General features: G+C 69.0%; 20 protein-coding genes. 6 read left to right on the top strand and 14 right to left on the bottom strand.

Annotated elements, in window-relative coordinates; all coding sequences use genetic code 11:
* Positions 1-135: 135 nt before the first annotated feature.
* Complete coding sequence (locus tag ACVCMI_RS02525) at positions 136-1,326, top strand: glycosyltransferase family 9 protein (RefSeq protein ID WP_395120942.1); 1,191 nt, start codon at positions 136-138, stop codon at positions 1,324-1,326.
* A gap of 45 nt (positions 1,327-1,371) precedes the next feature.
* Here the strand turns inward: ACVCMI_RS02525 and ACVCMI_RS02520 are convergent, their stop codons facing one another.
* The 5 genes from ACVCMI_RS02520 to ACVCMI_RS02500 form a co-directional block, all read right to left on the bottom strand.
* Complete coding sequence (locus ACVCMI_RS02520; RefSeq protein WP_447097557.1) at positions 1,372-2,409, bottom strand: YncE family protein; 1,038 nt, start codon at positions 2,407-2,409, stop codon at positions 1,372-1,374.
* Positions 2,410-2,440: 31 nt separating this feature from the next.
* A complete protein-coding gene (locus tag ACVCMI_RS02515; RefSeq protein ID WP_447097558.1) occupies positions 2,441-5,512 on the bottom strand; it encodes an efflux RND transporter permease subunit in 3,072 nt (1,023 codons plus the stop codon).
* On the bottom strand, positions 5,509-6,576 hold the full coding sequence (locus tag ACVCMI_RS02510) for an efflux RND transporter periplasmic adaptor subunit (RefSeq protein WP_447097559.1): 1,068 nt from the start codon (positions 6,574-6,576) through the stop codon (positions 5,509-5,511). The genes ACVCMI_RS02515 and ACVCMI_RS02510 overlap by 4 nt, the downstream gene beginning before the upstream one ends.
* Positions 6,573-7,925 (bottom strand): TolC family protein, encoded by a 1,353-nt coding sequence (locus tag ACVCMI_RS02505; protein ID WP_447097560.1) that lies wholly within the window; start codon positions 7,923-7,925, stop codon positions 6,573-6,575. The genes ACVCMI_RS02510 and ACVCMI_RS02505 overlap by 4 nt, the downstream gene beginning before the upstream one ends.
* 101 nt (positions 7,926-8,026) lie before the next feature.
* Positions 8,027-8,650 (bottom strand): phosphatase PAP2 family protein, encoded by a 624-nt coding sequence (locus ACVCMI_RS02500; protein ID WP_447097561.1) that lies wholly within the window; start codon positions 8,648-8,650, stop codon positions 8,027-8,029.
* A gap of 181 nt (positions 8,651-8,831) precedes the next feature.
* Here ACVCMI_RS02500 and ACVCMI_RS02495 point away from each other — a divergent pair, with 181 nt between their 5' ends.
* Complete coding sequence (locus ACVCMI_RS02495; protein ID WP_447097562.1) at positions 8,832-9,533, top strand: MtnX-like HAD-IB family phosphatase; 702 nt, start codon at positions 8,832-8,834, stop codon at positions 9,531-9,533.
* Between the two features lie 46 nt (positions 9,534-9,579).
* Positions 9,580-10,983 carry an aspartate aminotransferase family protein gene (locus ACVCMI_RS02490; RefSeq protein WP_447097563.1) on the top strand — a complete coding sequence of 468 codons (1,404 nt, stop codon included), beginning with the start codon at positions 9,580-9,582 and terminating at the stop codon, positions 10,981-10,983.
* Positions 10,984-11,549: 566 nt separating this feature from the next.
* Here ACVCMI_RS02490 and ACVCMI_RS02485 read toward each other — a convergent pair.
* On the bottom strand, positions 11,550-14,213 hold the full coding sequence (locus ACVCMI_RS02485) for an AAA family ATPase (protein ID WP_447097564.1): 2,664 nt from the start codon (positions 14,211-14,213) through the stop codon (positions 11,550-11,552).
* Positions 14,214-14,502: 289 nt separating this feature from the next.
* Here ACVCMI_RS02485 and ACVCMI_RS02480 point away from each other — a divergent pair, with 289 nt between their 5' ends.
* Complete coding sequence (locus ACVCMI_RS02480; RefSeq protein WP_447097565.1) at positions 14,503-14,817, top strand: hypothetical protein; 315 nt, start codon at positions 14,503-14,505, stop codon at positions 14,815-14,817.
* A 35-nt stretch (positions 14,818-14,852) separates the two neighbouring features.
* On the opposite strand, the gene ACVCMI_RS02475 is transcribed toward ACVCMI_RS02480, so the two are convergent.
* Together ACVCMI_RS02475 and ACVCMI_RS02470 are read right to left on the bottom strand one after the other, a co-directional pair.
* Positions 14,853-16,085, bottom strand: coding sequence for a beta-ketoacyl-[acyl-carrier-protein] synthase family protein (locus ACVCMI_RS02475; protein ID WP_447110617.1), 1,233 nt, complete (start codon positions 16,083-16,085; stop codon positions 14,853-14,855).
* Complete coding sequence (locus ACVCMI_RS02470; RefSeq protein WP_136257697.1) at positions 16,085-16,357, bottom strand: acyl carrier protein; 273 nt, start codon at positions 16,355-16,357, stop codon at positions 16,085-16,087. The genes ACVCMI_RS02475 and ACVCMI_RS02470 overlap by 1 nt, the downstream gene beginning before the upstream one ends.
* A 91-nt stretch (positions 16,358-16,448) precedes the next feature.
* On the opposite strand from ACVCMI_RS02470, the gene ACVCMI_RS02465 reads away from it, so the two are divergent.
* A complete protein-coding gene (locus tag ACVCMI_RS02465) occupies positions 16,449-17,513 on the top strand; it encodes a GNAT family N-acetyltransferase (protein ID WP_447097567.1) in 1,065 nt (354 codons plus the stop codon).
* Positions 17,506-18,387, top strand: a complete 882-nt coding sequence (locus ACVCMI_RS02460) for a hypothetical protein (protein WP_447097568.1) — start codon at positions 17,506-17,508, stop codon at positions 18,385-18,387. Before ACVCMI_RS02465 ends, ACVCMI_RS02460 begins: the two co-directional genes overlap by 8 nt.
* Position 18,388: 1 nt before the next feature.
* Here the strand turns inward: ACVCMI_RS02460 and ACVCMI_RS02455 are convergent, their stop codons facing one another.
* From ACVCMI_RS02455 to ACVCMI_RS02430, 6 genes are all read right to left on the bottom strand, one after another.
* Complete coding sequence (locus ACVCMI_RS02455; RefSeq protein WP_447097569.1) at positions 18,389-19,600, bottom strand: DegT/DnrJ/EryC1/StrS family aminotransferase; 1,212 nt, start codon at positions 19,598-19,600, stop codon at positions 18,389-18,391.
* A 20-nt stretch (positions 19,601-19,620) separates the two neighbouring features.
* Complete coding sequence (locus ACVCMI_RS02450) at positions 19,621-20,016, bottom strand: EamA family transporter (RefSeq protein ID WP_447097570.1); 396 nt, start codon at positions 20,014-20,016, stop codon at positions 19,621-19,623.
* The gene (locus ACVCMI_RS02445) at positions 20,013-20,390 is read right to left on the bottom strand and encodes an EamA family transporter (protein WP_136257702.1); all 378 of its coding nucleotides are present in this window, start codon (positions 20,388-20,390) and stop codon (positions 20,013-20,015) included. The genes ACVCMI_RS02450 and ACVCMI_RS02445 overlap by 4 nt, the downstream gene beginning before the upstream one ends.
* A gap of 2 nt (positions 20,391-20,392) precedes the next feature.
* Positions 20,393-21,217, bottom strand: coding sequence for an alpha/beta hydrolase (locus ACVCMI_RS02440; protein ID WP_136257703.1), 825 nt, complete (start codon positions 21,215-21,217; stop codon positions 20,393-20,395).
* A gap of 65 nt (positions 21,218-21,282) precedes the next feature.
* Positions 21,283-22,227 (bottom strand): efflux RND transporter periplasmic adaptor subunit, encoded by a 945-nt coding sequence (locus ACVCMI_RS02435; protein WP_447097571.1) that lies wholly within the window; start codon positions 22,225-22,227, stop codon positions 21,283-21,285.
* On the bottom strand, positions 22,224-22,970 hold the full coding sequence (locus ACVCMI_RS02430) for an ABC transporter ATP-binding protein (protein ID WP_447097572.1): 747 nt from the start codon (positions 22,968-22,970) through the stop codon (positions 22,224-22,226). The genes ACVCMI_RS02435 and ACVCMI_RS02430 overlap by 4 nt, the downstream gene beginning before the upstream one ends.

Below are 22,970 nucleotides of genomic sequence, written 5' to 3'. Positions count from 1 at the left end.
GCCTGCGGATTCATTCCGGACAACGGTGCGCGAAAGCGGGAATGACGGGCATCGGGGCACGGTTCGTGCGTTGCCTTAACCAGATCCTCACCGGTCGATAAGCGAGCTGAAAGCGACGTGCCTCATGCTGGCGTCATGACCATCACCGCTATCGTCCGCCAGTTCGTCGCCGCGCCGCCAACGGCCACCGGTTCGCTCAAGCGATCGCTCCCGAAAGACGCCTGGCGACGGGTTGCGGTGAGCTGGATGCTGCGCCGGATGTTCCACAAGGTGGGTGGTCAGTTATGCGCTCCGGGTGGCTTGCCGACCACCGGCATTCATCGGGTGCTGGTCTGCCGCCCGAATCACCGGCTGGGCAACAGTGTGCTGATCAGCCCGCTTATCGCGGAGATCGAGACGCTTTATCCGGGCGCGGAGATCGACATCCTCGGCAGCCACGCCACGGCCTGTCTGTACGCGAACCGGTTCAGTGTCCACGACGTTTTCGCGTTGCCGCAGAAGATCGCCCGGCACATCTGGTACTCCGCCGGGGTATTGCGCGCGCTGCGACGATGCCGCTACGACCTCGCCATCGACGCCTGCAACGGCTCGCAGTCGGGGCGGATCGCGCTGGCCATGGCGCAGGCCAGACACAAGCTGGGATTTCCGGATGCGCTGGTGAATCCCGCCTCCGCATGGCATGCGCTGACGTGGCCTGCCCACCTGGCCGACCGCGGCGTGTTCCTGCTGCGCCAGGCGTATGCCGGCACGATCGCCGCCGACTATCCCCGACTCAATCTCGACCTGACCACCGGCGAGAAGCAGGCGGCGGCCAAGACACTGGCGCGGGTCCGTGGCGAGGCAGGCGGGCACCGCGACATGACGGTGGCGATCTTCCCCAACGCCACCGGTGCCAAGTGCTACAGCGAGGACTGGTGGCGGCAGTTCGTGGACACGTTCCAGTCGCTGTGCCCGCAGGTGCAGCTGGTGGACATGCTGGCGGCGCATGGGCGCTCGCAGCTCGGCTCGCAACTGGCGCCGTACTACTCGCGCAACCTGCGCCGGATGGCCGCGATGATCTCCTGCATGGACGGCTTCATCAGCGCCGACTGCGGCGTCATGCACCTGGCCGCCGCCAGCGGCACGCCCACGCTGGGCCTGTTCTCGGTGACCGATCCGGCCAAGTACGGGCCGCATGGCGGCGCCAATGCCGCGCTGGATACCCGCGGCATGAATGCCGCGGCCGTGGCGGTCACCGCCGCGCGCTGGTGTGCGCGGTTGTCGTCGTCGCGCGCGATCAGCGAACCGGCCTCACCCTCCCTCGATCAGGCGCAACGTCACGCGTGAAGCCCGCACCGGGGGCGGGCCGGCATGGGCTGGTCGCCGCAACCGTCAAGGCTGCCCCACGGTCAGGACGGCGAAGCTGCCCGGCACGATCGTGTGCCGGCCATTCGGCTGCCGCGCGCTGCCGAAACGCGCGGCGGAGAGATAGAGCCGGTGCAGCTTCGGGTCCAGCGTCAGCGTGCGCGCGCTGACCTGGGTGGCGATGGTGGCGCTGACGCGATAGTGGTCCGCGTCGTCCTGGTGGATGGCGGTGACCGTGCCGCTTTCGCCGTTGGAGCTGTAGATCGTCGACGCGGCGGCGTCGAACACCACCGCATCCGGGCCGTCGCCGATCGGCACGCGGGCGACCTGGTGACCGTCGCGCGCATCGGTGACGACCATCAGCCGGTTGTCGCAGACCGAGAACAGCCGATGGTGCACGAGGTCGATGGCCAGCCCGCTGGGCGATTCGCACCCGGCCAGCGGCCATACGCGCAGCACCGTGTCGGCGGCGGTGTCGATCTCGACCAGCTCGGCCTTGTCCTCGATGTTGTCGTAGATGTGGCCGGCACCATCGGACACCGCGAACTCCGGCTTGCCGGGCAGCGCGATCGTGGCGATCACCGCGCCCTTGGCCGGGTCGATCACGCTGGCCGAATGACTCCTGCCATTGAAGGTCAGCACGTGATGCGAGGGGACGTCGTAGACGATGGCGTCGGGGTTCTCGCCGGTGCCGCCGATGGTCGCCAGCGGCTTGAACGTGCGCAGGTCGAACTCGGTGACCGAGGCGCTCCTGCCGTTGCTGGTGAAACCGCGCTGCAGGTCGTCGGCGATCGCGATGCCATGCACGCCGGGGGTATCGGCAACCGTGCCGATCTGCCGGTTCGCGTCGACATCGATCACCAGCACACGATCGCCGCGGCTGACGAACAGGTGCCGCGGCGCCGCGTCGAAACTGAGGTAATCCCAGCCGCCCGCGCCACCCAGCGGCAGAGTCGACAACAACCGCGGTACCGGGGCAGGCGATGCGGCACGGCCCGCCACCGGCGCGAGCAGCAAGGCCAGCGCGGCCGGCACGAGGGAGCGAAGCAGTCTTTGCGTTTGCATGGCAGTCACCTTGGCGTGGGGACGGAGAACATCAGCCTGCGGGCGCAGGTCCGTTTGCAGCGGGCGGCGTGTCGTGGCGACGCAGCAGCGCGTACAGCACCGGCATCACCAGCAGCACCAGCGGCAGCTGCAGCAGCATGCCGGCGATGATCGCCACCGCCAGCGGCTGCTGCATCTGCGAACCCTGGCCGAGCGCCAGCGCCAGCGGCAACAGGGTCAGGATCGCGGCAAGGGTCGACATCAGGATCGGCCGGCTGCGGTGCGTGCCGGCTTCGTGCAGGGCCTCGTGCAGGGCGACGCTGCGCTGCGCGTCCTCGAGTTCCGAGAAGTAGAAGATCGCCACCTCGGTGACGATGCCCACGATCATCGTCATGCCCATCATCGAGGAGATGTTCAGCTCGATGCCGGTCAGCCACAGCCCGGCAAACACCCCGGGCAGCGCCAGCAGCGGCATCGCCATGATCGCCAGCGCCGCGCGGAAACTCTCGTACAGGAACAGCAGCAGGGTGAACACCAGCGCGATCGCCGCCAGCATCACGATGGCCAGCCCGCGAAAAGCCTGCTGCTGCTGCTGGTAGACACCACCAAGCTGGTAGTACATGCCTTTCGGCAGAAGGCCCGGTCGGGCCAGCGCGTGCTTGACGTCGCCGATCACCGCGCCGAGGCTGCGCCCGCTGATGCGTCCGGTCACCGCCACCATGCGCTTGAGGTTGTCGCGGGTGACTTCCGGCTGGCCCTGCACCTGCTTGAGCGTCGCCACCTGCGCCAGTGGAAACAGATGGCCGTCCGCGGCGCGGATCGGCAGCGCCGCCACCTGGTCGAGCCGCTGGTGCGCGTCATCGGGCAGGCGCACGCGCACACCGACCACCTTGCCGTCCACCGGCAGCTGCGCGGCGACCGTGCCGTCGATGGCCGCCGCCACCTGGTCGGTGACCGCGACCGGGTCCAGCCCCTGCAGCGCGGCCCTGGCCGGATCGACCTGCACCGTCAGTGCATCGCCGGCGGGGTTGATGCCGTCGAGCACGCCGACCACACCGGGGATCTTGCCGATCGCCGCGGCGACTTTCGCGGCGGTGGCGTCCAGTTGCTTCTCGTCGTCGCCGTACAGCTGCACCTCGATCGGCTGCGGCACCGCCACCAGGTCGCCGATCAGGTCCTCCATCAATTGCGCCAGGTCGATGTCCAGCCCCGGCACCCGCGCCTCGACCGCCGTGCGCACCTGCGCCATCACCTCTTCGGTTGAAGGTCGCGAACCGTTCTTCAGGCGCACGAAGAAGTCGCCCTGGTTCGCCTCGGTGAGACCGCCGCCCAGTTGCAGGCCGGTGCGCCGCGAATAGGTGTCGACCCAGGGGTTGGCGCGGATGATCGTCTCGACCTGGTTGAGCAGGCGGTTGGTTTCCTCCAGCGAGGTGCCGGGTTTGGACAGGTAGTCGAGGATGAAACCGCCCTCGTCCATTTTCGGCATGAAGCCGGTACCGACCCGGGTGTACGCGAAGCCGCCGAGCGCAATCAGCGGCACGAGCAGCAGCAACACCAGCGCGGGGCGTCGCAGCCAGCGCGCCAGCAGCTTGTGATAGCCGTCCATCATCCGCGTGGTGAAGCGCGAGCGCGGACGCTCGGCGAGATGGCGCTGGTCGAGCAGGCGTTCGGCCAGCAGCGGCACCGCCACCCAGGTCAGCAGCCAGGAAATGATCAGCGCGCTGGCCATGGTCAGCGACAGCGCCTTGAAGAACGCGCCGGTGACGCCGGTAAGGAAGGCCAGCGGCAGGAAGATCACCACGGTGGCGGCGCTGGAACCGGTCAGCGGGCGGGTGAACTCCCGTGCCGCGCCGGCAATGCGATCGTGCAGATGCCCTTCGCCCTGGTGCAGCCGGCGGGTAATGTGCTCGAGCATCACGATGACGTCGTCGATGATCAGCCCGACCGCCGCGGCCATGCCGCCCAGGGTCATCATGTTGAAGCTCATGCCGAGCACGCGCAGCAGCAGCACGGTGATCGCCAGCACGGCGGGCACCACGATCAGCGCGATCAGGATCATCCGCGTATTGCGCAGGAACACGAACAGCACAAGCCCGGCCAGCACGATGCCGATCAGGATCGCGTCGCGCACGCTGCTGGCCGCGCCGGTGACCAGTTGGGTCTGGTCGTACCAGTTGGCCACCGTCACCCCCGCCGGCATCTGCGGCGCGAACCCGGCGAGGCGCTGCCTCACGTCGCTGGCGATCTGCACGCTGTTGCCGGCCGGCTGCTGGTAGACCTGCAGCAGTACCGCGTCCTGGCCGTCGGCATTGACCCGGATCCACTGCGGCACGTGGCTCAGGCTGACCCGCGCCACGTCGCCCAGCCGCACCACGCCACCCGGGCCGGCGCGCAACACGATGTTGCGCAGCGTGGCGAGCGTCTTCGGCTGGTTGTCGGCCAGCAGCAGGTAGAGCTTGTAGTGGTCGGCGACGCGGCCCATCGCCTGGATCGTGGCGGCGTGGCTCACCGCGGCCGACACCTCGGCCAGGCTCAGATCCAGCGCGCGCAGCTTGCCCGGATCGACGTCGGCGTGGAACTCGGCCACCTCGCCGCCCTGCACGTCGACGTGGGCGACGCCGTTGATGCCGCTCAGCAGCGGGCGCAACTGGTACTGCGCCAGATCATGCAGCGCACTGGGCGACAGCGTGTGCGAACGCAGGCTGTAGGCCAGCACCGGGAAGGTGGTCGGGTCCATCCGGCGCGAAGCGATCTGCGTGCCTGCCGGCAGCTGCGGCAACACCTGGCTCACCGCACCGTTGACCTCCTGCAGCGCGCCGGCCATGTCCGCGCCCCAGTCGAAGCTGATCGCGATATCCGCACTGCCGCGGCTGGTGGTGGAGCGCACGTCGCGCACGCCGCGCACCCGGCGCACCGCCTCCTCCACCGGCGTGGTCACCTCGATCGCCATCTGGTCGGCCGGGCGGTCGCCCGCATCCAGGGTCAGCTGCACCCGCGGGAACGACACGTTCGGGAACAGCGCCACCGGCATCAGGAACGCGCTGGCGACGCCGCCGAGTGCCAGCATCAGCGCCAGGAACAGCAGCGAACGACGATGCTGCTGCATCCATGCGGTGAGGCTCACTTGACCGACTCCCGCACCGCGTCGCCGTCGTCGAGTTCGTACACGCCGAGCACGATCACCTTCGCCTTCGGATCGAGCGGCCCGGCCACGCCCACCGGATCGCCCTGCGCGCTGCGCACTGTCACGTCGACCCGTTTGGCATGGCCATGCTCGACCTGGAACAGATAGTCGCCGCGCGCGTCATGCAGCACGGCGGCGCGCGGCACCGACCACGCGGTGAAATCGGTGGTGCGGATCTGCGCTTGCAGCGGCGCGCCCGCCACCAGGCTGGCGCCGGCGGCGGCCGGCAGCTCGACCTGGGCATCGAGCAGATGGCTCTGCGGGTTGATCGACTGGCCGACCATGCGCAGCGTGCCGGCGAACGTCTGCGTGCCGTACACCGCACGCAGCTGCACCGCCATGCCGGGCTGCAGGCGCGGGCCATCGTCCGGCTGCACGCCCAGCAGCGCGAGCAGCGCATGCGTCGGGGTGAAATCGAGCAGGGGCGCATTGGCGGCGATCCGCTCGCCCAGGCCGACCCGCAGCGCGGTGACCACGCCGGCGGCCGGCGCCTCGACGGTTTCGCTGGCCGCGCCGCCGCCGAGCGCGCGCTGTGCGTCCAGCGTCGCCTGCGCATCGGCCAGCGCCTTGCGCGCCGCGGCCAGCTGCGATTGCGTGGCCAGCCGCTGCGCCGCCAGTCGTTCGGTGCGCTTGAGTTCGCCGGCGGCGAGCGTCAGCGCGCTCTGCGCCTGCTGCCAGGCGCTGCGCGCGACCGGGTCCGGGGTGATCGTCAGCAAGGGCGCGCCGCGCTCCACCGCCTGTCCCGCCGATGCATGCAATGCCGTGATCTGGCCGCCTTGCGCCAGGCTGATCGTGCGTGCGCGCTGCGGATCGCCGGCGGCGCTGCCCCAGGCTTCGATGGTGTCGTGAAACGTCGTCTGCACAGGCATGGCGGTGGTGACCGCGACGACACCGCCGGCGGGCGCGGCGGCCTCGTCGTCATCCGGGGCCGCGTTGCCGCAAGCCGACAACAGGCCGGCCAGCAGGAGGACGCCCAGCACAGGCAGGATGACGAAGCGATTCATGGCGTGGCAGCCTGGGTGGCATCGGGATGGGCGGCAACGAGGTCGGTGTTGCCGAGCAGGGCATCCAGCGCGATCGACTGCCGGGCGCGTTCCTGGCGCACGGCCAGCAGGTCGAGGTCGGCTGCGAGCGCGCTGGCGCGAATCGCGAGGTAAGTCGGCCAGTCCAGCGTGCCGGCCTGCCAGGCGCGTTCGGCCGACGCGCCGGCCAGGTCGAGCTGCCTCGCATGCGCGTCCAGCCCGGTGAGTTGCCGGTCGAGCGTGGCCAGGTCGCGGGTGATGCGCTGCATGTCGCTGCGTGTGGCCAGCACGCGCGCCGCATAGTCGTCATGCAGTTGCTGGCGCGTCGCCCGCTCGATCGCGATGTTGCCGCGGTTGCGATCGAACAACGGCAGGGTGATGCCGATGCTCAGCCCGTTGGTGTACACCGCGCTGGTGTCGCGTGCCGTGTTGAAGCCGATGTTCAGCGCGGGGAACTGGGCCAGGATCGCACTGCGCAGCCTGGCCTGCTGCGACTGGTAGCCGGCCTGCAGGGCCAGCAGGTCCGGTCGCCGCCGCGGCAGGTCGTCGAGCGCCGCTTGCACCTGCGACGGCGTGGGCTGATCGAGCCAGGGCGCGCCGACCAGGTCGAGCTTCACCGCGGGTGCCAGGCCGAGCAGCTGATGCAGGTCGCCTTGTGCCTGGTGCAGCGCGATCGCCGTCTCGGCCAGCCGCTTGCGCACGTCGGCCTGCGTATTGAGCCCGGCGCTGGCACTGTCGTAGGTGAGGTTGCCCGCGTCCAGCGCGGCGCGGATGTAGGTATCCACCGTCGCCACGGCCTCCTGCTCGCGCTCGAGTCGCGCCTGCTGCGCGCGCAGGTTCAGCACCTGGTCGAACAGCAGCCGCGCCTGCGCCACCGTCTGCCACTCGGCCCACAGCAGGTCGAGGTTGACCTGGTTGACCTGGTCGCGCGCGGCGGCGCGGCGCGAGGAGCGCGTCAGCAAGGCACCGATGTCTTCGCTGAGGCCGAGGCTGTAGGCGGTGACGAAGCCGGCGCCGGAATGGCGCGGAACATCCGCCGACACCGCCAACTGCGGATCGGGCAGCAGCCCGGCGGCGAACGCCTGCGCCCGCGCGACGCCCAGCTCGTCGCGCTTGAGTCGCAGCTGCGGACTGTTGGCCACCGCCAGCATCGCCACCTCGGTGACATCCAGGCCATCGGCCGGATCGAACCGGTGTGTCGACCACGCGGGCAGCGGCATCTCCGCGGTCGGCGCGCTGAGCCGGGCCACGCCGGACGCACCGGCGCCGCCGTCCAGCGGCAGGTCGGTGTAGGTAGCGCAGCCCCCCACGCCGAGCAGCGTGGCGAGCATCAGACCGATCCATCCGCCGTGGTTGCGCCCGATCATGGACGCCACGATAGCGCGCCACGAGTGCGCAGTCGGAGCCCCGGTGACGGATTGCGTCCCTCGCATCACTTGAAATGATGGATGAAGCCGACCTGGAAGCCGCCGGGCAGCCAGCCGATGATCAGCGGCGAATCCCGATGCGCGGCCCACAGGCCCACGCCGGTGCCGATCGCCGCGCCCACCAGGACATCGCTCTGCCAGTGGCCGTGCGTCTTCACCCGCGCCACGGCGTCGTAGACCGGCAGCAGGGCCAGTGCGTAGACCGCGGGATGGTCGTGGCCGTAGTTCACCATGAACGGCGTGACGGCCGCCGAGATCGCCGCCACCTCGCCGCTGGGAAAACTCTGCGCGTGCGTGCCGGCAAACCAGCGGTTCGGGTCGCTGGTCTGCGAAGGGCGTTCACGCTGGAAGGTGAGCTTCAACCCCTCGCTGGCCACCGCGGTCACCGCGAGCGCGTCCACCGAGCGCCAGAAGGTGTCGCCCAGCTTGTCGTGGTCGCCGAAGGCCAGCGCACCGCCGACCACCGTGGCGACCGTGCCGTAGACCAGCGCGTTCTGGTCCGTGCGGTTCCAGATGCCGCGGTTGTCGTAGTGGAGGCGATGGTCGATGCCCAGCAGGCCACTCGCGGCCATCGCACCGGTCGAGGCGAGCAAGGCAAGGCACAGCAGCAGGAACGATGGCGCACGCATGGTCCTCTCCCCGACCAGGCAAGTCGGCTGGTCCGTGCCTTGCCACGCTACGCGGGCCAGCTTTCCTTTTGCTTACGGATGCGCCGATTTGCGCGGGCGCCGGCCGCGCCAGGCGACGGAAAGGCGATGGAAAGGCAGGCTGCCTAAGCTGCCGCCCCATCGTTGCCGACGTGAGTTCGTGATGCCCGTTTCCGGCTGGACCATCCTGTGCGATTTCGACGGCACCATTTCCGTCGAGGACGTGATCGACTCGCTGCTCGATCGCTTCGGCCGCCCCGGCTGGGAAGTGCTGGAGCAGGACTGGCGCGCCGGCCGGATCGGTTCGCGCGAATGCATGGCCGGCCAGGTCGCGCTGCTGCAGATGAGCCGCGCCGAACTGGACACGCACCTGGCCGGGATGTGGATCGACCACGCGTTCCCCGGCTTCGTGGCGAAGGCGCACGAACTGGGCGCGCCGATCCGCGTGGTCAGCGACGGCCTCGATGTCGCGATCCGGCAGATTCTCGCCCGCTACGGCCTGGACGACCTGCCGCTGGCGGCGAACCACCTGGCGCCGGCCACGCCGCCGCAACAGTGGCAGCTCACCTCGCCGTTCCAGGCCGACGGCTGCCGCAGCGGCACCTGCAAGTGCGCCTGCGTGGCGCAGGCCCGCGCGGGCGGCGCGAAGACGCTGCTGATCGGCGATGGCGCCTCGGATTTCTGCGCCGCCGACCGCGTCGACTTCGTGTTCGCCAAGCACCGCCTGATCGAGCACTGCCGCGCCGCCGGCATCCCCTACGTGCCGATCACCGGCTTCGAGGATGCGCTCGACCTGCTGCCGCAGCTGCTGGACGGCAGCCTGTCCGGCCAGCCCGCCACCCCTGCGCCGGCGACCACGGCCTGACCGGCCGGCCCGCGCGATCCACTCCTTTACCGACCCCGGACTTCCGATGAATGTTTTCGACAAGAACGCTGCCGTCGTGATCGACGACGCCCAGCTGCTCGCCGACGAGGCGAAATACAGCTCCTTCGGCGACACCGTGCACTACGTCGACCCGCCGAAGATCTTCCGCAGCTGCGAAGGCAGCTACATGTTCGACAGCGCCGGCGTGCCGTTCCTCGACCTGCAGATGTGGTACTCGGCGGTCAACTTCGGCTACGGCAACAAGCGCCTCAACAACGTGCTGAAGCAGCAGATCGACCTGCTGCCGCAGGTGGCCAGCCAGTACCTGCACCAGAGCCGCATCGAGCTGGCCAAGGCGGTGGCGCTGGACGCGAAGAAGAAGTTCGGCCTGGACGGGCGCGTGCATTTCAACGTCGGCGGCGCGCAGGCGATCGAGGACTCGCTGAAGATCGTGCGCAACGCGCGCAACGGCAAGAGCCTGATGTTCGCCTTCGAGGGCGGCTACCACGGTCGCACCCTGGGCGCCTCGTCGATCACCTCCAGCTACCGCTACCGCCGCCGCTTCGGCCACTTCGGCGAGCGCGCGATGTTCCTGCCGTTCCCGTACCCGTTCCGCCGCCCCAAGGGCATGACGGCCGAAGAATATTCCGACAGCTGCGTGCACCAGTTCGCGCGCCTGTTCGAGACCGAATACAACGGCGTGTGGGACCCCAAGACCAACCAGTGCGAATACGCCGCGTTCTACGTCGAGCCGATCCAGGGCACCGGCGGCTACGTCGTCCCGCCGATGGGTTTCTTCAAGGGCCTGAAGAAGGTGCTCGACCAGTACGGCATCCTGCTGGTGTCCGACGAAATCCAGATGGGCTTCTGGCGCACCGGCAAGCTGTGGTCGATCGAGCACTTCGGCGTGACGCCCGACATCGTGGTGTTCGGCAAGGCGCTCACCAATGGCTTGAACCCGCTGTCCGGCCTGTGGGCGCGCGAGGAACTGATCAACCCCACCATCTTCCCGCCCGGCTCCACCCACTCCACCTTCAACTCCAACCCGCTCGGCACCTCGCTCGGCCTCGAAGTCATCAAGATGGGCTACGAGCTGGACTACGAGACCAGCGTGCCGAAGAAAGGCGCGCACTTCCTCGCCGGCCTGCGCGAGCTGCAGAAAAAGCACAAGGAAATCGGCGACGTCGACGGCCTCGGCCTGGCGCTGCGCGCCGAGATCTGCACCGACGACGGCTTCACCCCGAACAAGGCGCTGCTCGACAGAATGGTCGACATCGGCCTCGCCGGCGACCTCACCCACAACGGCAAGAAGATCGGCCTCGTGCTCGACGTGGGCGGCTGGTACAAGAACGTGATCACCTTCGCGCCGTCGCTCGACATCACGCACGAGGAGATCGATCTGGCGATCGCGCTGCTGGATCAGTTGCTGACGAAGGCCAAGAAGGGCTGATTTGCGCGGCGTGGATCAAAGGCTCGGCAGGTGGCTGCCGGGCCTTTTTCATGCCCGCGACTTCTCCCTCTCGCCGTCATGCCGGCGAAGGCAAGCATCGCACCCTCACATCCGTCATGCCTACGAAGGCAGGCATCGCACTTCGCCCGTCAACGAATACCTTTGTAGGAGCCTGCCCGCGGGCGATGCTCTTGCTTATGTGTGCTATTCGAGAGAGAGAGAGAAAGCCAGAGCTTCAAAAGCAAGAGCTTTCGTGCGCCTACGGCGCCCGAGTTACTTCTCTTTTGCGTGCCCAAAAGAGAAGTAACCAAGAGAAAACGGCACCCCGCGGCGGCGCTTTCCGTCCATCCCTGGCCGGAAAGTCCGTGAGCCGTGGCCGGGCTTTTCGAGCGGGCTCCTGCCCGCGCGAAAAGGCGTTGCCATCCCTGGCAACGCCCGCTACGCGGCCTGATCGTCCCCGCCTCACCGCCGCCGAGGGGACCCGAAAAAGCAGGCGCGCATCCTGCGCGCCAGAAGCCAAAGCACCGCAAGCTTGAGGGTATTCGTCCCTGACACCTTTTCTACAATCACCGATTTGGTCGGAGCTCCAGCGCGTCAACGTTGCTGAGGACGGCGAGGACGGTCTCGACATGGACCATGTCGAAATCGTCCCGGTTTGGCTCTTCGTGTGCGCCCTTGTTGAGGAGCGTCCAAACCAAGTTGTCCTCCGGGATGCCCAGGATCGTGTTCAGGTTCTCGAGCAGCGGCGCCTTACTATCGTGGGCGAAGGTCCGCGCGTCCATCAGCTTCCTGCGCAGCGCCGTGCACAGGCCATATAGCTGTGGCTCTTTGCCGGGCCCTTCGATTTGCACCGAAATGTTGCCCACCCGATGCGATTCGAGCCACTTCCAAGCTTTGTGGGTGAGCATCTCCAGTGATTTGCGCGCGAATGAGAGCGCGTCGCGAGCGTTGAAGCGTTCGTCGATGGCTTCCCTTGCGCGCGCCAGATAATTTTGAGTCCCCGGAGGGTTTACGCGTGGCTGATAGTCGCCGCGGTGGTGCAGCAGCACGTACTGGTGGCAGTCGTCTCGGAGATCCCGCGGCAAGTGGTTCTCGATATCCTTGACGAACTCGGGGCTGTGACAGGTGAGGATGATCTGCGTCTGCCGAAAGCGCTCCGACTCGAAAATCGCCGCGCGGATGCCGCTGCGATGGTCGTGGTCGATCGCATTGATTGCGTCATCGAAGATGATGAGCGGAGCGCCCACAGCCTCAGCCTTCGCCAATAGGATCGCGAGGCCCAGACAGCGGATGTGCCCCTCGCTCAAAGCGGCTAGCGCGTTCACTCGCTGCTGGGGGTTACCGCGAAAGGCGATGTCAATGATGCCGTCGCCGGTGAGCGGCAGGCGGAGGTCAGCTAGCTTGTCCTCGCCGCGGTCCCAGTGGTTGAACTCGTTGTATAGCGCCATGGTCGAAGCGTTCAGGTCCGCCATAAGCATGCCGGGAAGCTGCTCGCGAAAGCGTCCAAGCAGACCGTAAAAGCTGTCATAGGCCTCTTTGATAGGCCGGTCGCGCGCGTTGGCCTGCTCTTCCTCACTCGCGCGCCTGATCAGGTCGGCGTTCGCTTCTTCCCATTGCGTGATGCGGCCTCGGGCCTGCGCGGCGTTCTCCATGACCTGGCTGCGGCGACCGTCGTGTTCCGCTATCCAGACGCGGGCTTCGTTCAATCGCGTCTGCTCTGCCATGTCTTCGTCGCGCCGTTGCAATGCCTCGCGTGTGCGCTCGTCGCGCGCAGCGGCTTGATCGGCCACGACCAAAATCTGCTCGAGCGATGGCGTCGCGCCGGTCTCGTCGGTCTCCGGCGAGTACACAGCTATCCACCAATCGAGAGCGTCGGGGCTGCGAGGTAGGGCGTGCAGGTAGGCCCCGACCAGTGTGTCCGCCCTGCCTTCGCTCACCAGGAACTCTTCGAGATTGCGAAGGCCGGTTTGCAGGGCGCGGCTTGCCTCGCCTGCTGCGCGCCGCAGACTATCGTGGTCAGCTTCGAGTCTCGCGAGCTCTTCCAGTTCGCGCAAGCCCGCGTCGGCCCGCTCGAACGGGTTGCTCGCCACTTCGGCGATTGGCGTCAGGCACGCCGGGCAGCGATCCTCGCGCTCTGCGCGCAGAGCCTGCACTGCGGCGAAGAGCCGTCGGAAAGAGACTTGGCTGCGTTGCTCGTCGAGACTGCGTTGCGAGGTTGCCAAGTTCTCCACGCCAACATCCGCTTTGGCGAATAAGTCGGCAACAATCCGGCGCGAGCAATTCGTGACTGCTGGTATCAGCGAGCGTAGCTTCGTGTCGAGCTCCTGCAGGCGACTGGGCGTCTCCTCGCTTCCGAACACCAACAGCATGAGATTGTTATAGGTGAGGTTCTCGGCGACGCCTGTGGCGTAGTCGGCCGCGGCTTCATCAAGGGCGCGGAGCTGCTCCACCTCGCCGTCGCGCGTCAGTTCGTCGGCCCGAAGGGCTTGCCTGCGACCGGCTAGCTGTGCCTGCGTCTCGGTGGTGAGCGTGAGCGCGGCGTCCATCGACTCATTGAAGTGCGAGGCGAAGTTGTTGAACTGCTCCATTCCGAACAGAGTCGCGATCAGGTCGGTCTTGCGCCCAGGAGACGTCGCGGCTATCCGCGAGAAGTTATCGATCCGGTTCTTTTCGACGAAGAAGAAGCGGAACGCGTCCTCGTCGGCGGCGACCCGGACCTCACCGCCTTCAGCATCGGTAGCTGTGAGGTTGGGGTTGGCGAAGCGACCGGCGTGGATGTTGGCAAGGTATTCACGCTGCTCGATCCGCTTCGAGCCTGCCTCTTCTACGGCTCCGCACAGCGCGTATTCGAGCGCCTCGCACAAACTGCTCTTTCCGCTGCCGTTCGGCCCGTAGCAGAGGGTGACTCGTTTGCTCAGATCGAAGGCCTGGGGCTCGCGAAAGCCGCGAAACGGCCCTAGGGTTAGGGAGCGCAGCCGAAGCCATGGCCATTGCCCTTGGGCGGTCGCGTCGGGGAGATCTGGAAGATCCGCGCTCGTGGTCGCGAGGTGTTGGCGGGCCAAGCGCGCCAGGAGTTGAGAACGGTTGTTGCGCTGCCTGGCCATCGCGGCCACAGCATCGAAGTTCGCCAGCGTCAGGTTGGCCATCCTGCGCGAACTCTCAGGGGCAAGGCGCCCGGGGTCGTTCAACCAGCGCACAAAGCGTTCAAAATCCTGTCTTGCGGTGCCCATCCTGCCCCCCTGCACGCGGCCACGTTGCTGTGATGCGGCTTGGAGCATAGCGCGCTACGCAACATCGGCAGCTTTCCCAATGTTCGCTCCGGGTCGTAAGCGGTCAATCAGCAACGGACTCTGCAACTCTTGCCTCATGAAGGAACATAACAATCCGCGCGCGGCGCTGTGGCTTTGCTCCGGCTCTTTCTGAAAGTGCGGGCCAGGATGGCCCGCTGCTCTACCGGGGCCCCTGTGCGGCGGTGAGTCGGGGTCGACAGGCCGCGCAGCGGGCATCGGCAGGATGCCGATGCCTTTTCGCCAGCACATGGATGTGCTGTCGAAAAGCCCGGCCCCGGCTCACGGACTTGCCGCCCATGGATGGGCGGCAAGCGCCAAGCGGGGTGGCCTTTCTCTTTGGTTACTTTCTCTTTGGCCACGCAAAGAGAAAGTAACTCGGCTGCCGAAGGCAGACGAAAGCTCTTGCTCTGAGATGCTGGCAAGCGAGAAAAAGCATCGCGCGCAAGCGCGCTCCTACAAGGGCACGCGTCGTCTTGCGCGAGGGCTGAAGTGCGATTCCTGCCTGACCAGCCTTCGGCTGTTGAAAAGCGTCTCGCAGGAATGACGAGCAGGGAGGCGGGCTTGCTTGAGGCGCCCCGCTCAGGGCGCCCGCTTCAACGCCAACACCGCGTTCAACCCCCCGAACGCAAACGAATTGCTGAGCACCGCCCGCACCGGCATCTCGCGCGCCACGTTCGGCACATAGTCGAGATCGCAGGCCGGATCGGCCTGGTCCAGGTTGGCGGTGGGCGGCACCACGCTGTCGCGCAGCGCGCCGATGGCGGCGACCAGTTCCAGCGCGCCGGAGGCGCCCAGCGCGTGGCCGTGCATCGACTTGGTGGAGGACACCGCGAGGCGGTCCGCGTGCGCGCCGAAGGCGAGGCGGATGGCGCGGGTTTCGGTGACGTTGTTGGCCGAGGTGCCGGTGCCGTGGGCGTTGATGTAGTCCACGTCGGCGGGGTTGAGTTCGGCTTCGTCCAGCGCCTGGCGCATCGCGCTTGCGGCGCCTTCGGCGCTGGGCATCACGATGTCGCTGGCGTCGGCGGTCATGCCGCTGCCGGCGAGTTCGGCGAGGATGGTGGCGCCACGGGCCTGCGCATGTTCCATGGATTCCAGCACGAAGATGGCGGCGCCTTCGCCGAGCACCAGGCCGTGCCGGTTCGCGCTGAACGGGCGGCAGGTGTCGTCGGCCAGCACGCGCATCGCCTCCCACGCGCGCAGCGCGCCATAGGTGAGGCAGGCCTCGGTGCCGCCGGTCACGGCGGCGTCGGCCATGCCGCAGCGGATCATCTGCGCGGCCTGGATGATGGCGTGGTTGGCCGAGGCGCAGGCGCTGGCCACGGCGAAGGTGGGGCCGCGCAAACCGTAGGCGATGCTGATCTGGCTGGCCGAGGCGTTGGTCATCAGCCGCACGATGGTGAGCGGATGCGCGCGCTGCGCGTTCTCGCCGTACAGGCGCCGGCTCTGCTCGTCCTGGGTGGTCTCGCCGCCGACGCCGGTGCCGACGACCACCGCGGTGCGCAGGCCGAGCCCGTGATTCGCGAACTCCAGCCCGGATTGCGCCACCGCCTCGCGCGCCGCGTGCAGCGCGAATTCCGAGGTGCGGTCGAGCGTGGGCAGGATGCGTTCGTCGAGATTGGCCGCCGGGTCGAAGCTGGCCGGTACCTGCGCGGCGACCTTCACGCGCAGCCGTTCGGCGTCGGGGTGGCGCAGCGGGCCGATCGCGCTGCGCCCTTCGCGCAAGCCTTGCCACAGCGCCGCGGCGCCGACGCCGAGCGGGCTGATCGCGCCCATGCCGGTGATCGCCACGCGGCGCAGCGGCAGGCCTTGCATCAGGCGGCTCCTTCACCGGCGCCGGCCCTGTCGGCCAGCGCCTTGTCCACCGCGTCGACCAGGCTCTGTGCGGTGTCGCGGTCGAAGTTGGCGCCCTGCTGGTCGGGGAAGTTGATGTTGAAGTGCTCCTCGATGTCGAAGATCAACTCGATCGCCTCCAGCGAGGCGATGCCCAGGTCCTTCAGGGTGGAGTCGGGTTTCACGTTGGCGACGTCGGTCTTGGCCTGTTTGGCGATGATCTCGAACACTTGCTGCTGGGTGGTGGCATTCATGGCATGTCCCGGGTGGCAGGCGGCAATGGAAGGCTGGCGCAAGGTGGCTGACGCAAGCTGACGGCCCCAGTCTAGGCACGCTCGCTTACTCATGCCTTTCATTGCGCAACTGGAGCCGGACGCGCTGCTGGCGGCGTTCACGGCCGAACCGCCGGCCGGTTTCGCGGTGGACCGCTCGCCGCAGGGCATGCCGGCCTTCGTGGCGCCGTTCGACCTGCTGACCACCGCCGACGACGCGCTGCGCCGCCGCGTGGCCGCGCTGCCGCTGTACCGCCACTGGCGGGCGCTGCTGCGCTGGCGCACGCGCTTCGCCGGCAGCACCGTGACGGAGTACGCGCCGTTGCCGCCGGGGGTTGCGCCCGCGGCGCTGGCGCAGGGACTGAAGGCCGCCTTCGGGCGCCAGTGCCGGCTGCTGATCGTGAAGGACATCGCGCACGACTCGCCCTTGCTCGGCGACGCCGACAACGCGTATGCGCACGCCTTCGCCGGCGCCTGCGCGGCCGCGGGTTTCGTGCTGCTGGAGGGCCAGGCGCTGGCCTGGGTGCCGATCGACTTCGACTCGGAGGACGAGTACCTGGCGCGCCTGTCGCACGGCCGGCGGAAGAACATCCGGCGCAAGTTGCGTGCGCGGGCCGCCCTGGAGGTCGAGGCGGTGCCGACCGGCGACGCGCGCTTTCGCGACGAGGCGACGCTGGCGGCGTTCCACGCGCTGTTCGACAACGTCTACGCGCAAAGCACGATCCACTTCGACCGGCCCACCGCGGCCTTCTTCCGCACCCTGCTGCAGGATGCCGCCAGCGGCGGCGTGGTGTTCGTCTACCGTCACGGGGGCGCGATGATCGGCTGGAACCTCTGCTACGAACACGCCGGCAAGCTGATCGACAAGTACGTCGGTTTTGCCTATCCGCAGGCGCGCGAGCACAACCTGTACTTCGTCAGCTGGATGCACAACCTGGAGCACGCGCGCCGGCGCGGGCTGACGCATTACGTGGCCGGCTGGACCGATCCGGAAGTGAAAGCCTTTCTCGGCGCGCGGATGAGCTTCACCCGCCACGCGGTGTACGCGCGCAACCCGCTGCTGCGCGCCTTGCTGCGTCGCCTCGGCGGTCATTTCGAAAGCGACCGCCAGTGGCAGGAGGCGAGTGCCGATGAGTGAGCTTTCGAACCAGCCGATCGTGCTGGACATCGACCACTCCGTCGGCCCCCTGCGCGACCGGCTGGTGCTGCCGCTGGAACGCTGGCAGGAGTCGATCCGCTTCGGCTGTTCGCTGGCGACGATGCGGCGCTTCGCGCGCGTGCTCGACGAGCTGCTGCCGACGAGCCACGGCACCGTGTTCACCGGCAGCGGCGACTTCCACCACCTGAGCTGGCCGCTGATCGCGCGCCTGCGCGGCAACGCGCCGTTCCAAGTGGTGGTGCTGGACAACCACCCGGACAACATGCGCTTCCCGTTCGGCGTCCATTGCGGTTCGTGGGTGCGCCGCGTGGCGCTGCTGCCGCAGGTGAGCCACGTGCACGTGCTCGGCATCACCTCCGCCGACATCGGCGCCGGGCATGCGTGGGAGAACTACCTGACGCCATTGCGGCGCGGCAAGCTGAGCTACTGGAGCATCGGCGTGGATACCGGCTGGTCGCGGCGACTCGGCCTGGCGCCGGCGTTCCATGGCTTCGACACGGCGGAGGCCATGCTCGATGCCTTCGTCGAAAGCCAGCGTACCCAGACGCTGCCGAGTTACCTGTCGATCGACAAGGACGTGTTCGCGCCCGAGGTGGCGCGCACGAACTGGGACCAGGGCCGGCTGCAACTCGACCACGCGCTGGCGCTGGTCGGCAGCCTGCGTCGCGGCCTGGTCGGCAGCGACATCAACGGCGAGATCTCGCACTACCACTATCGCAGTTGGTGGAAGCGCAAGCTCTCCGCGATGGACGCGCAGCCGGCAGTCGACATCGCCCGCCTTGCCGACTGGCAGGCGCAGCAGCACGCGCTGAACCTGGAGCTGCTGGCCGCGATCGCGGCGCGCACTGGTTGAGTCAGCGCAGCACCGCTTCCAGCACGCGGCAGATCGCCTCGATATCCGCGTCCGTCGTCCACGGGCTGTTGCCGACGGTGAGGCTGCGCGCGGCGAAGTCGCGCGCGTGCGGCACGTCGGCGGCGGGAACCACGCCGGCGAGGTAGGGGTAGTCGGGCAGGGCGTGGATGAACAGGCGGCTGACGCCGAGGCCGCTTTGCCACAGTTGCGCCAGCGCGGCGTCGCGGCGGCGCTGGTCGGGCAGCAGCAGCACGAAGAACGGCCAGGTGCCGCGGGCGTGGGGCGGGTCATCCAGCACCTGCACGCCGGGGATGTCGCGCAGTCGCGACAGCCGGCGTTGCGCCTGCGCGGCGGTGTGCGCCAGGAACGCCGGCAGGCGCGTAGCGGCATGCGCGCCCAGCGCCTGCCGCCAGCGGCCGACGCGATGCAGCGGTATCGTCAGCGGAAAATCGTCGCCCACCGCGGCGACCGCGTCGCCGCGGCGCAACGCGCGACGCAGCGGGTTGCCATAGGCCATGCGCAGCCCCCACGGCCGGTACAGCACGGCGTAGCCGAGCAGTTCGAGGCGCCGCCGCCCTTCCCAGCCGGCATGGGGCGGCACGCGGTTCGCCGCCCGCGCCAGCTTCTCGCGCAGCACGGGATCGCGCGCGACAAGCAGGCCGCCTTCGTAGATCGACAGACCCTTGCCGGCGGCCAGGCTGAAGAAGCCCACGTCACCGGCCAGGCCCACGCTGGCGCCGTCCGCCCGGCGCGCACCCAGCGCCTGTGCGGCGTCCTCGATCACGTAGGCGCCGACCTCGTTCGCGACGGCGAGCGCGGCGTCGACATCGGCGACGCGGCCGGCGAGATGGGTCGGCACGATCGCCAGCGTGCGTTCGTCGCAGGCGGCACGCAGCGCGGCCGGGTCCAGGTCATGGTGGCCGGGCGCGAGATCGCACAATTGCAGTTCCAGTCCCGCCTGCCGCACGGCGATCGCCACCAGCGGACAGGTGAAGGCCGGCACCACCACGCGACGGCGTTGCGGCTGCAGTTCCCGCAGCGTGGCCAGCGCAAGCAGAAGTGCGGCGGTGCCGGAGCAGGTCAGTGCCAGCGGCGGCAAGCCCAGCAGCGCGGCGACGTCGGCGGCCAGCGTCGGCGCACCGGGACGCAGGTCGGCCAGCTGCAGCGGCAGGCCGGCGGTGGGCGGCAATTCGTGGCGGCGGCGGGGCAGCATGGGCAGCGCGTGGCCTGCGTTCAGATGACGGCCGCTTCCGGCGCGTGCTCGCGGCTCTCGGCCAGCCCGAGGCAGGCGATGCCGGCGATGATCGCGATCGCGCCAAGCACGCGGGCGGCGGTGAGGTGTTCGTCGAACAGCCACACCGACAGCAGCATCACCGAGACCACCTCCAGGTGCGAGGCGGCGAAAGCCGGACCGATCGGCGCGTGTTTCAGCAGCGCCATCCAGGTGAAGAACGCACCGACGTAGCCGACCACCGCGCCGTACACCCACGGCTGGCCGAACACGCGCAGCAGCCACGCCAGGCTCGCCTCCACCGGCAGCGCCTGGGTGCCGGCATACTTGAAGCTGATCTGCGCGAGGGTGTCGAAGCCCATCAGCAGCAGGAAGCCGAACAGGTAGAAGCGCTTCATGCGCCCAGTCCCACGATCGCCACGCCCAGCGTGACCAGCGCGATGCCGGCCACGCGCAGCCGGGTGAGTCTTTCGCCGAACAGGAAGCGCCCGGCCAGCATGATCGCCACGATGTTGATCGAGCCGAGCAGCACGCCCTCGGACAGCGGGATCAGCGAGAGGAAGGCGATCCACACCAGGAACTCGGCCACGTAGCTGCCGATGCCGAGCCACAGCCACGGCCGCGACGCCATGTACTTCCAGCGCGCCAGGCCGTCGCCGGCCGTCGGGTCGCCCGCTGCCGCCTTGAACGCCAGCTGGCCGCCGGTGTCAAGCACGATGTTGAGCAGCCAGAGACTGGCAACGAGGGGGGAGATGGCGCCCGCTGCCGGCATGGTCAGGCCGCCGCGCGCGATGCGGCGATGCCGTCGAAGAACGCCGCCGAACGCTCGATCAGGGTGCGCCGCTGCTTGTCGATGGTGATCATGTGGTAGCTGTCGTCGAGCAGCAGCAGCTCGGTCGGCGCGCTGACCGCACGCACCACCAGCTCGGCGTTCTTCGGGCTGGCGACGTCGTCGTCGCTGGCGTGGGCGACCAGGCACGGCGCGGTCACCTGCGGCAGCTGGCGGCGCACGCTGGCGGCCAGGCCGTACATCTCCGCCAGCGAGTACCACGGGTTGCCAGGCAGCCCGGCGGCGGCGCTGTCGCCGCCGAGCATCGCCGCGCTGACCTGGGCGCGCAGGCGCTCGTCGCGGATGCCGTAGGGCGGCTGCTCCATGAAGCTGCGGCCGCGGCCGATGCCCAGTTTCTTCAGCAGCGGCAGCATGAACGACAGCCGCGCCAGCGGCGGAATGCTCCAGCCGTCGTAGCGGAAGGTGGCGCCGTACACGCCCACGCCGGCGACCTGCCCCGGACGATCGGCGGCCAGTTTCAACGCCAGCAGCGCGCCCATCGACAGGCCGCCGACGAACAGCTGATCGACCTTGCCGAGCAGATCGTCGGCGGCCTGCTGCACGCTGGCGTACCAGTCGTGCCAGCCGGTGGCGAGCAGGTCGTCGGCGCTGCCGCAATGCCCGGCCAGCTGCATGCCGTGCACGGTGAAGCCGGCGCGGTTCAGGCCCTTGCCGAGCAGCTTCATTTCCATCGGCGTGCCGGTGAGGCCGTGGATCAGCAGCACGCCGCGGCGGCCACCCTCGAGGAAGAAGTCGGTTTGCTGGATCACGCGCAGGCCTGGCGGGACGGAATCGTGGCGGTTTGCCGCCAGCATGATCGCCGGGCGCGGTTTCCTCAGTCTTTCGCCGCACCGGCGGGCTTGTCGAAACGCACCACCACGCGCTGGCCGATGCGCAGCGACGAGGGCTGGTCGAAGGTCAGCACGCACTCCACGGTGCGTGCGTTGGCGCGCACCTGCGGGTCGTTCTCCAGCGTGGCCGGGCCGTACACCTGGCCGATGCGCAGCACGTGCGCGGCCCAGTGGCTTCCGTCGCGATCGCTGTCGGCGCTGACCTCGGCCGGCATGCCGGGGTGGACCGCGCCGACGAAGCTGTCGTTGAGCTCGGCGCGCACGATGCGCGGCTTGTCCGGCAGCAGGGTGAACAGCGCGCCGGAGCCCGGCGACACGCTCGCCCCGGGCTGCGCCGCCACGTGCACCACCTGGGCGTCGAACGGGGCGTGCAGGCTGCGCTGCTGCAACTCATAGCGGGCCTCCTGCAGCTTCTGCGTGGCGATGTCCTGCGCGGCGCGCGCGGCCAGTTGCTCGGCGTCGAGCTGGGCCGCCGCCTCGCGCGCATCGTCGGCGCTCTGGCCGTCGCCGGCGCCGGCAGCCGCGGCGGCGGCCAGGCGCTGCGCGCGCTGCCGCGCCGCCTGCTGCTTGACGCCGAGCAGCTTGAGCTGTGCCTGCGCCTGCTCCAGTTGCGCCTGTGCGGCGTCCACCGCCAGCTGCGCAGGGTGCGCATCAAGTGCAGCCAGCAACTGGCCCCGCTTCACGCGGTCGCCCTCGTGCGCCGCCACCGTGGCGAGCACGCCTTCGCGCGGCATCGACAACGCCAGCAGGCCACCCTCGATGTCGATCCGGCCACGCGCCACCGCGGCGTAACGGGCGACCGGTGCGGCGGCGCCGACCGGTGCGTCGCCCGGCTGCGAGCAGCCGCCGAGCAGCCCGGCGACGCCCAGCGCGAGGATGCCAAACCGGAGCGCGCGGCGGTGCGGGGAATGCGGTGCGAGCGAGGTCATGGGGCGGGTTCCTGGGAATCGATGGCCGGTGCCGCGGGGCGCCGGTCGCTGAGGATGCGGCCGTCCTCCATCGCCAGCACGCGGTCGGCGTGGACGACCAGCCGCGGGTCGTGGCTGACGCACAGCACGGTGGTGCCGTGGGCGTGCGCGATGCGATGCAGGATGTCGATGATGACCTGGCCGTTGGCGGCATCCAGCGCGCTGGTCGGCTCGTCGGCGAACAGCAGCTCCGGCTGCTTGGCCAATGCGCGGGCGATCGCCACGCGCTGCTTCTCGCCGCCGGACAGTTCGGACGGACGCAGCCGCATGCGATGCGCCAGCCCGACCTCCTCCAGCGATTGCCGCGCGCGCCGGCGCGCCTCGTCGCGCGACAGGCCCATGTGGTTCAGCGGCAGCTCGACCTGCTCGAACGCATTCAACGCGGGGAACAGGTTGAAGCCCTGGAACACGAAGCCGGTGTGCTGCAGGCGGAAGCGCTCCAGCGCGCGCAGGTCGAGCTGGCCCAGCTCGCTGCCGAGCGCGCGCACGCGGCCGCCGTCCACCTTCTGCAGGCCGCTGAGCACCGCCAGCAAGGTGCTCTTGCCGCAGCCGGACGGGCCGGAGATCAACGTGAGTTCGCCGGCGTGGATGCTCAGCGACAAGCCGTCCAGCACCTGCGTGCGCTGGTTGCCGGAGACGAACGCCTTGCTGACGTTGTCGGCCTGCAGCGACGGCACGCGCGCGGTTTCGGTGGTGGCGGGCAT

Source organism: Rhodanobacter sp. UC4448_H15 (assembly GCF_052978265.1).
Note: the sequence above shows the minus strand (reverse complement) of the source record. Positions and strands in the feature narration are given on the sequence as shown.

Coding starts and splice junctions, on each gene's coding strand:
- ACVCMI_RS02495 (WP_447097562.1), top strand. CDS start 8,832: ATGCCCGTTTCCGGCTGGACCATCCTGTGCGATTTCGACGGCACCATT.
- ACVCMI_RS02445 (WP_136257702.1), bottom strand. CDS start 20,390: ATGCCGGCAGCGGGCGCCATCTCCCCCCTCGTTGCCAGTCTCTGGCTG.
- ACVCMI_RS02525 (WP_395120942.1), top strand. CDS start 136: ATGACCATCACCGCTATCGTCCGCCAGTTCGTCGCCGCGCCGCCAACG.
- ACVCMI_RS02485 (WP_447097564.1), bottom strand. CDS start 14,213: ATGGGCACCGCAAGACAGGATTTTGAACGCTTTGTGCGCTGGTTGAAC.
- ACVCMI_RS02505 (WP_447097560.1), bottom strand. CDS start 7,925: ATGCTCGCCACGCTGCTCGGCGTGGGGGGCTGCGCTACCTACACCGAC.
- ACVCMI_RS02450 (WP_447097570.1), bottom strand. CDS start 20,016: ATGAAGCGCTTCTACCTGTTCGGCTTCCTGCTGCTGATGGGCTTCGAC.
- ACVCMI_RS02500 (WP_447097561.1), bottom strand. CDS start 8,650: ATGCGTGCGCCATCGTTCCTGCTGCTGTGCCTTGCCTTGCTCGCCTCG.
- ACVCMI_RS02430 (WP_447097572.1), bottom strand. CDS start 22,970: ATGCCCGCCACCACCGAAACCGCGCGCGTGCCGTCGCTGCAGGCCGAC.
- ACVCMI_RS02520 (WP_447097557.1), bottom strand. CDS start 2,409: ATGCAAACGCAAAGACTGCTTCGCTCCCTCGTGCCGGCCGCGCTGGCC.
- ACVCMI_RS02475 (WP_447110617.1), bottom strand. CDS start 16,085: ATGCAAGGCCTGCCGCTGCGCCGCGTGGCGATCACCGGCATGGGCGCG.
- ACVCMI_RS02490 (WP_447097563.1), top strand. CDS start 9,580: ATGAATGTTTTCGACAAGAACGCTGCCGTCGTGATCGACGACGCCCAG.
- ACVCMI_RS02460 (WP_447097568.1), top strand. CDS start 17,506: ATGAGTGAGCTTTCGAACCAGCCGATCGTGCTGGACATCGACCACTCC.
- ACVCMI_RS02480 (WP_447097565.1), top strand. CDS start 14,503: ATGCCTTTTCGCCAGCACATGGATGTGCTGTCGAAAAGCCCGGCCCCG.
- ACVCMI_RS02470 (WP_136257697.1), bottom strand. CDS start 16,357: ATGAATGCCACCACCCAGCAGCAAGTGTTCGAGATCATCGCCAAACAG.
- ACVCMI_RS02455 (WP_447097569.1), bottom strand. CDS start 19,600: ATGCTGCCCCGCCGCCGCCACGAATTGCCGCCCACCGCCGGCCTGCCG.
- ACVCMI_RS02465 (WP_447097567.1), top strand. CDS start 16,449: ATGCCTTTCATTGCGCAACTGGAGCCGGACGCGCTGCTGGCGGCGTTC.
- ACVCMI_RS02435 (WP_447097571.1), bottom strand. CDS start 22,227: ATGACCTCGCTCGCACCGCATTCCCCGCACCGCCGCGCGCTCCGGTTT.
- ACVCMI_RS02510 (WP_447097559.1), bottom strand. CDS start 6,576: ATGAATCGCTTCGTCATCCTGCCTGTGCTGGGCGTCCTCCTGCTGGCC.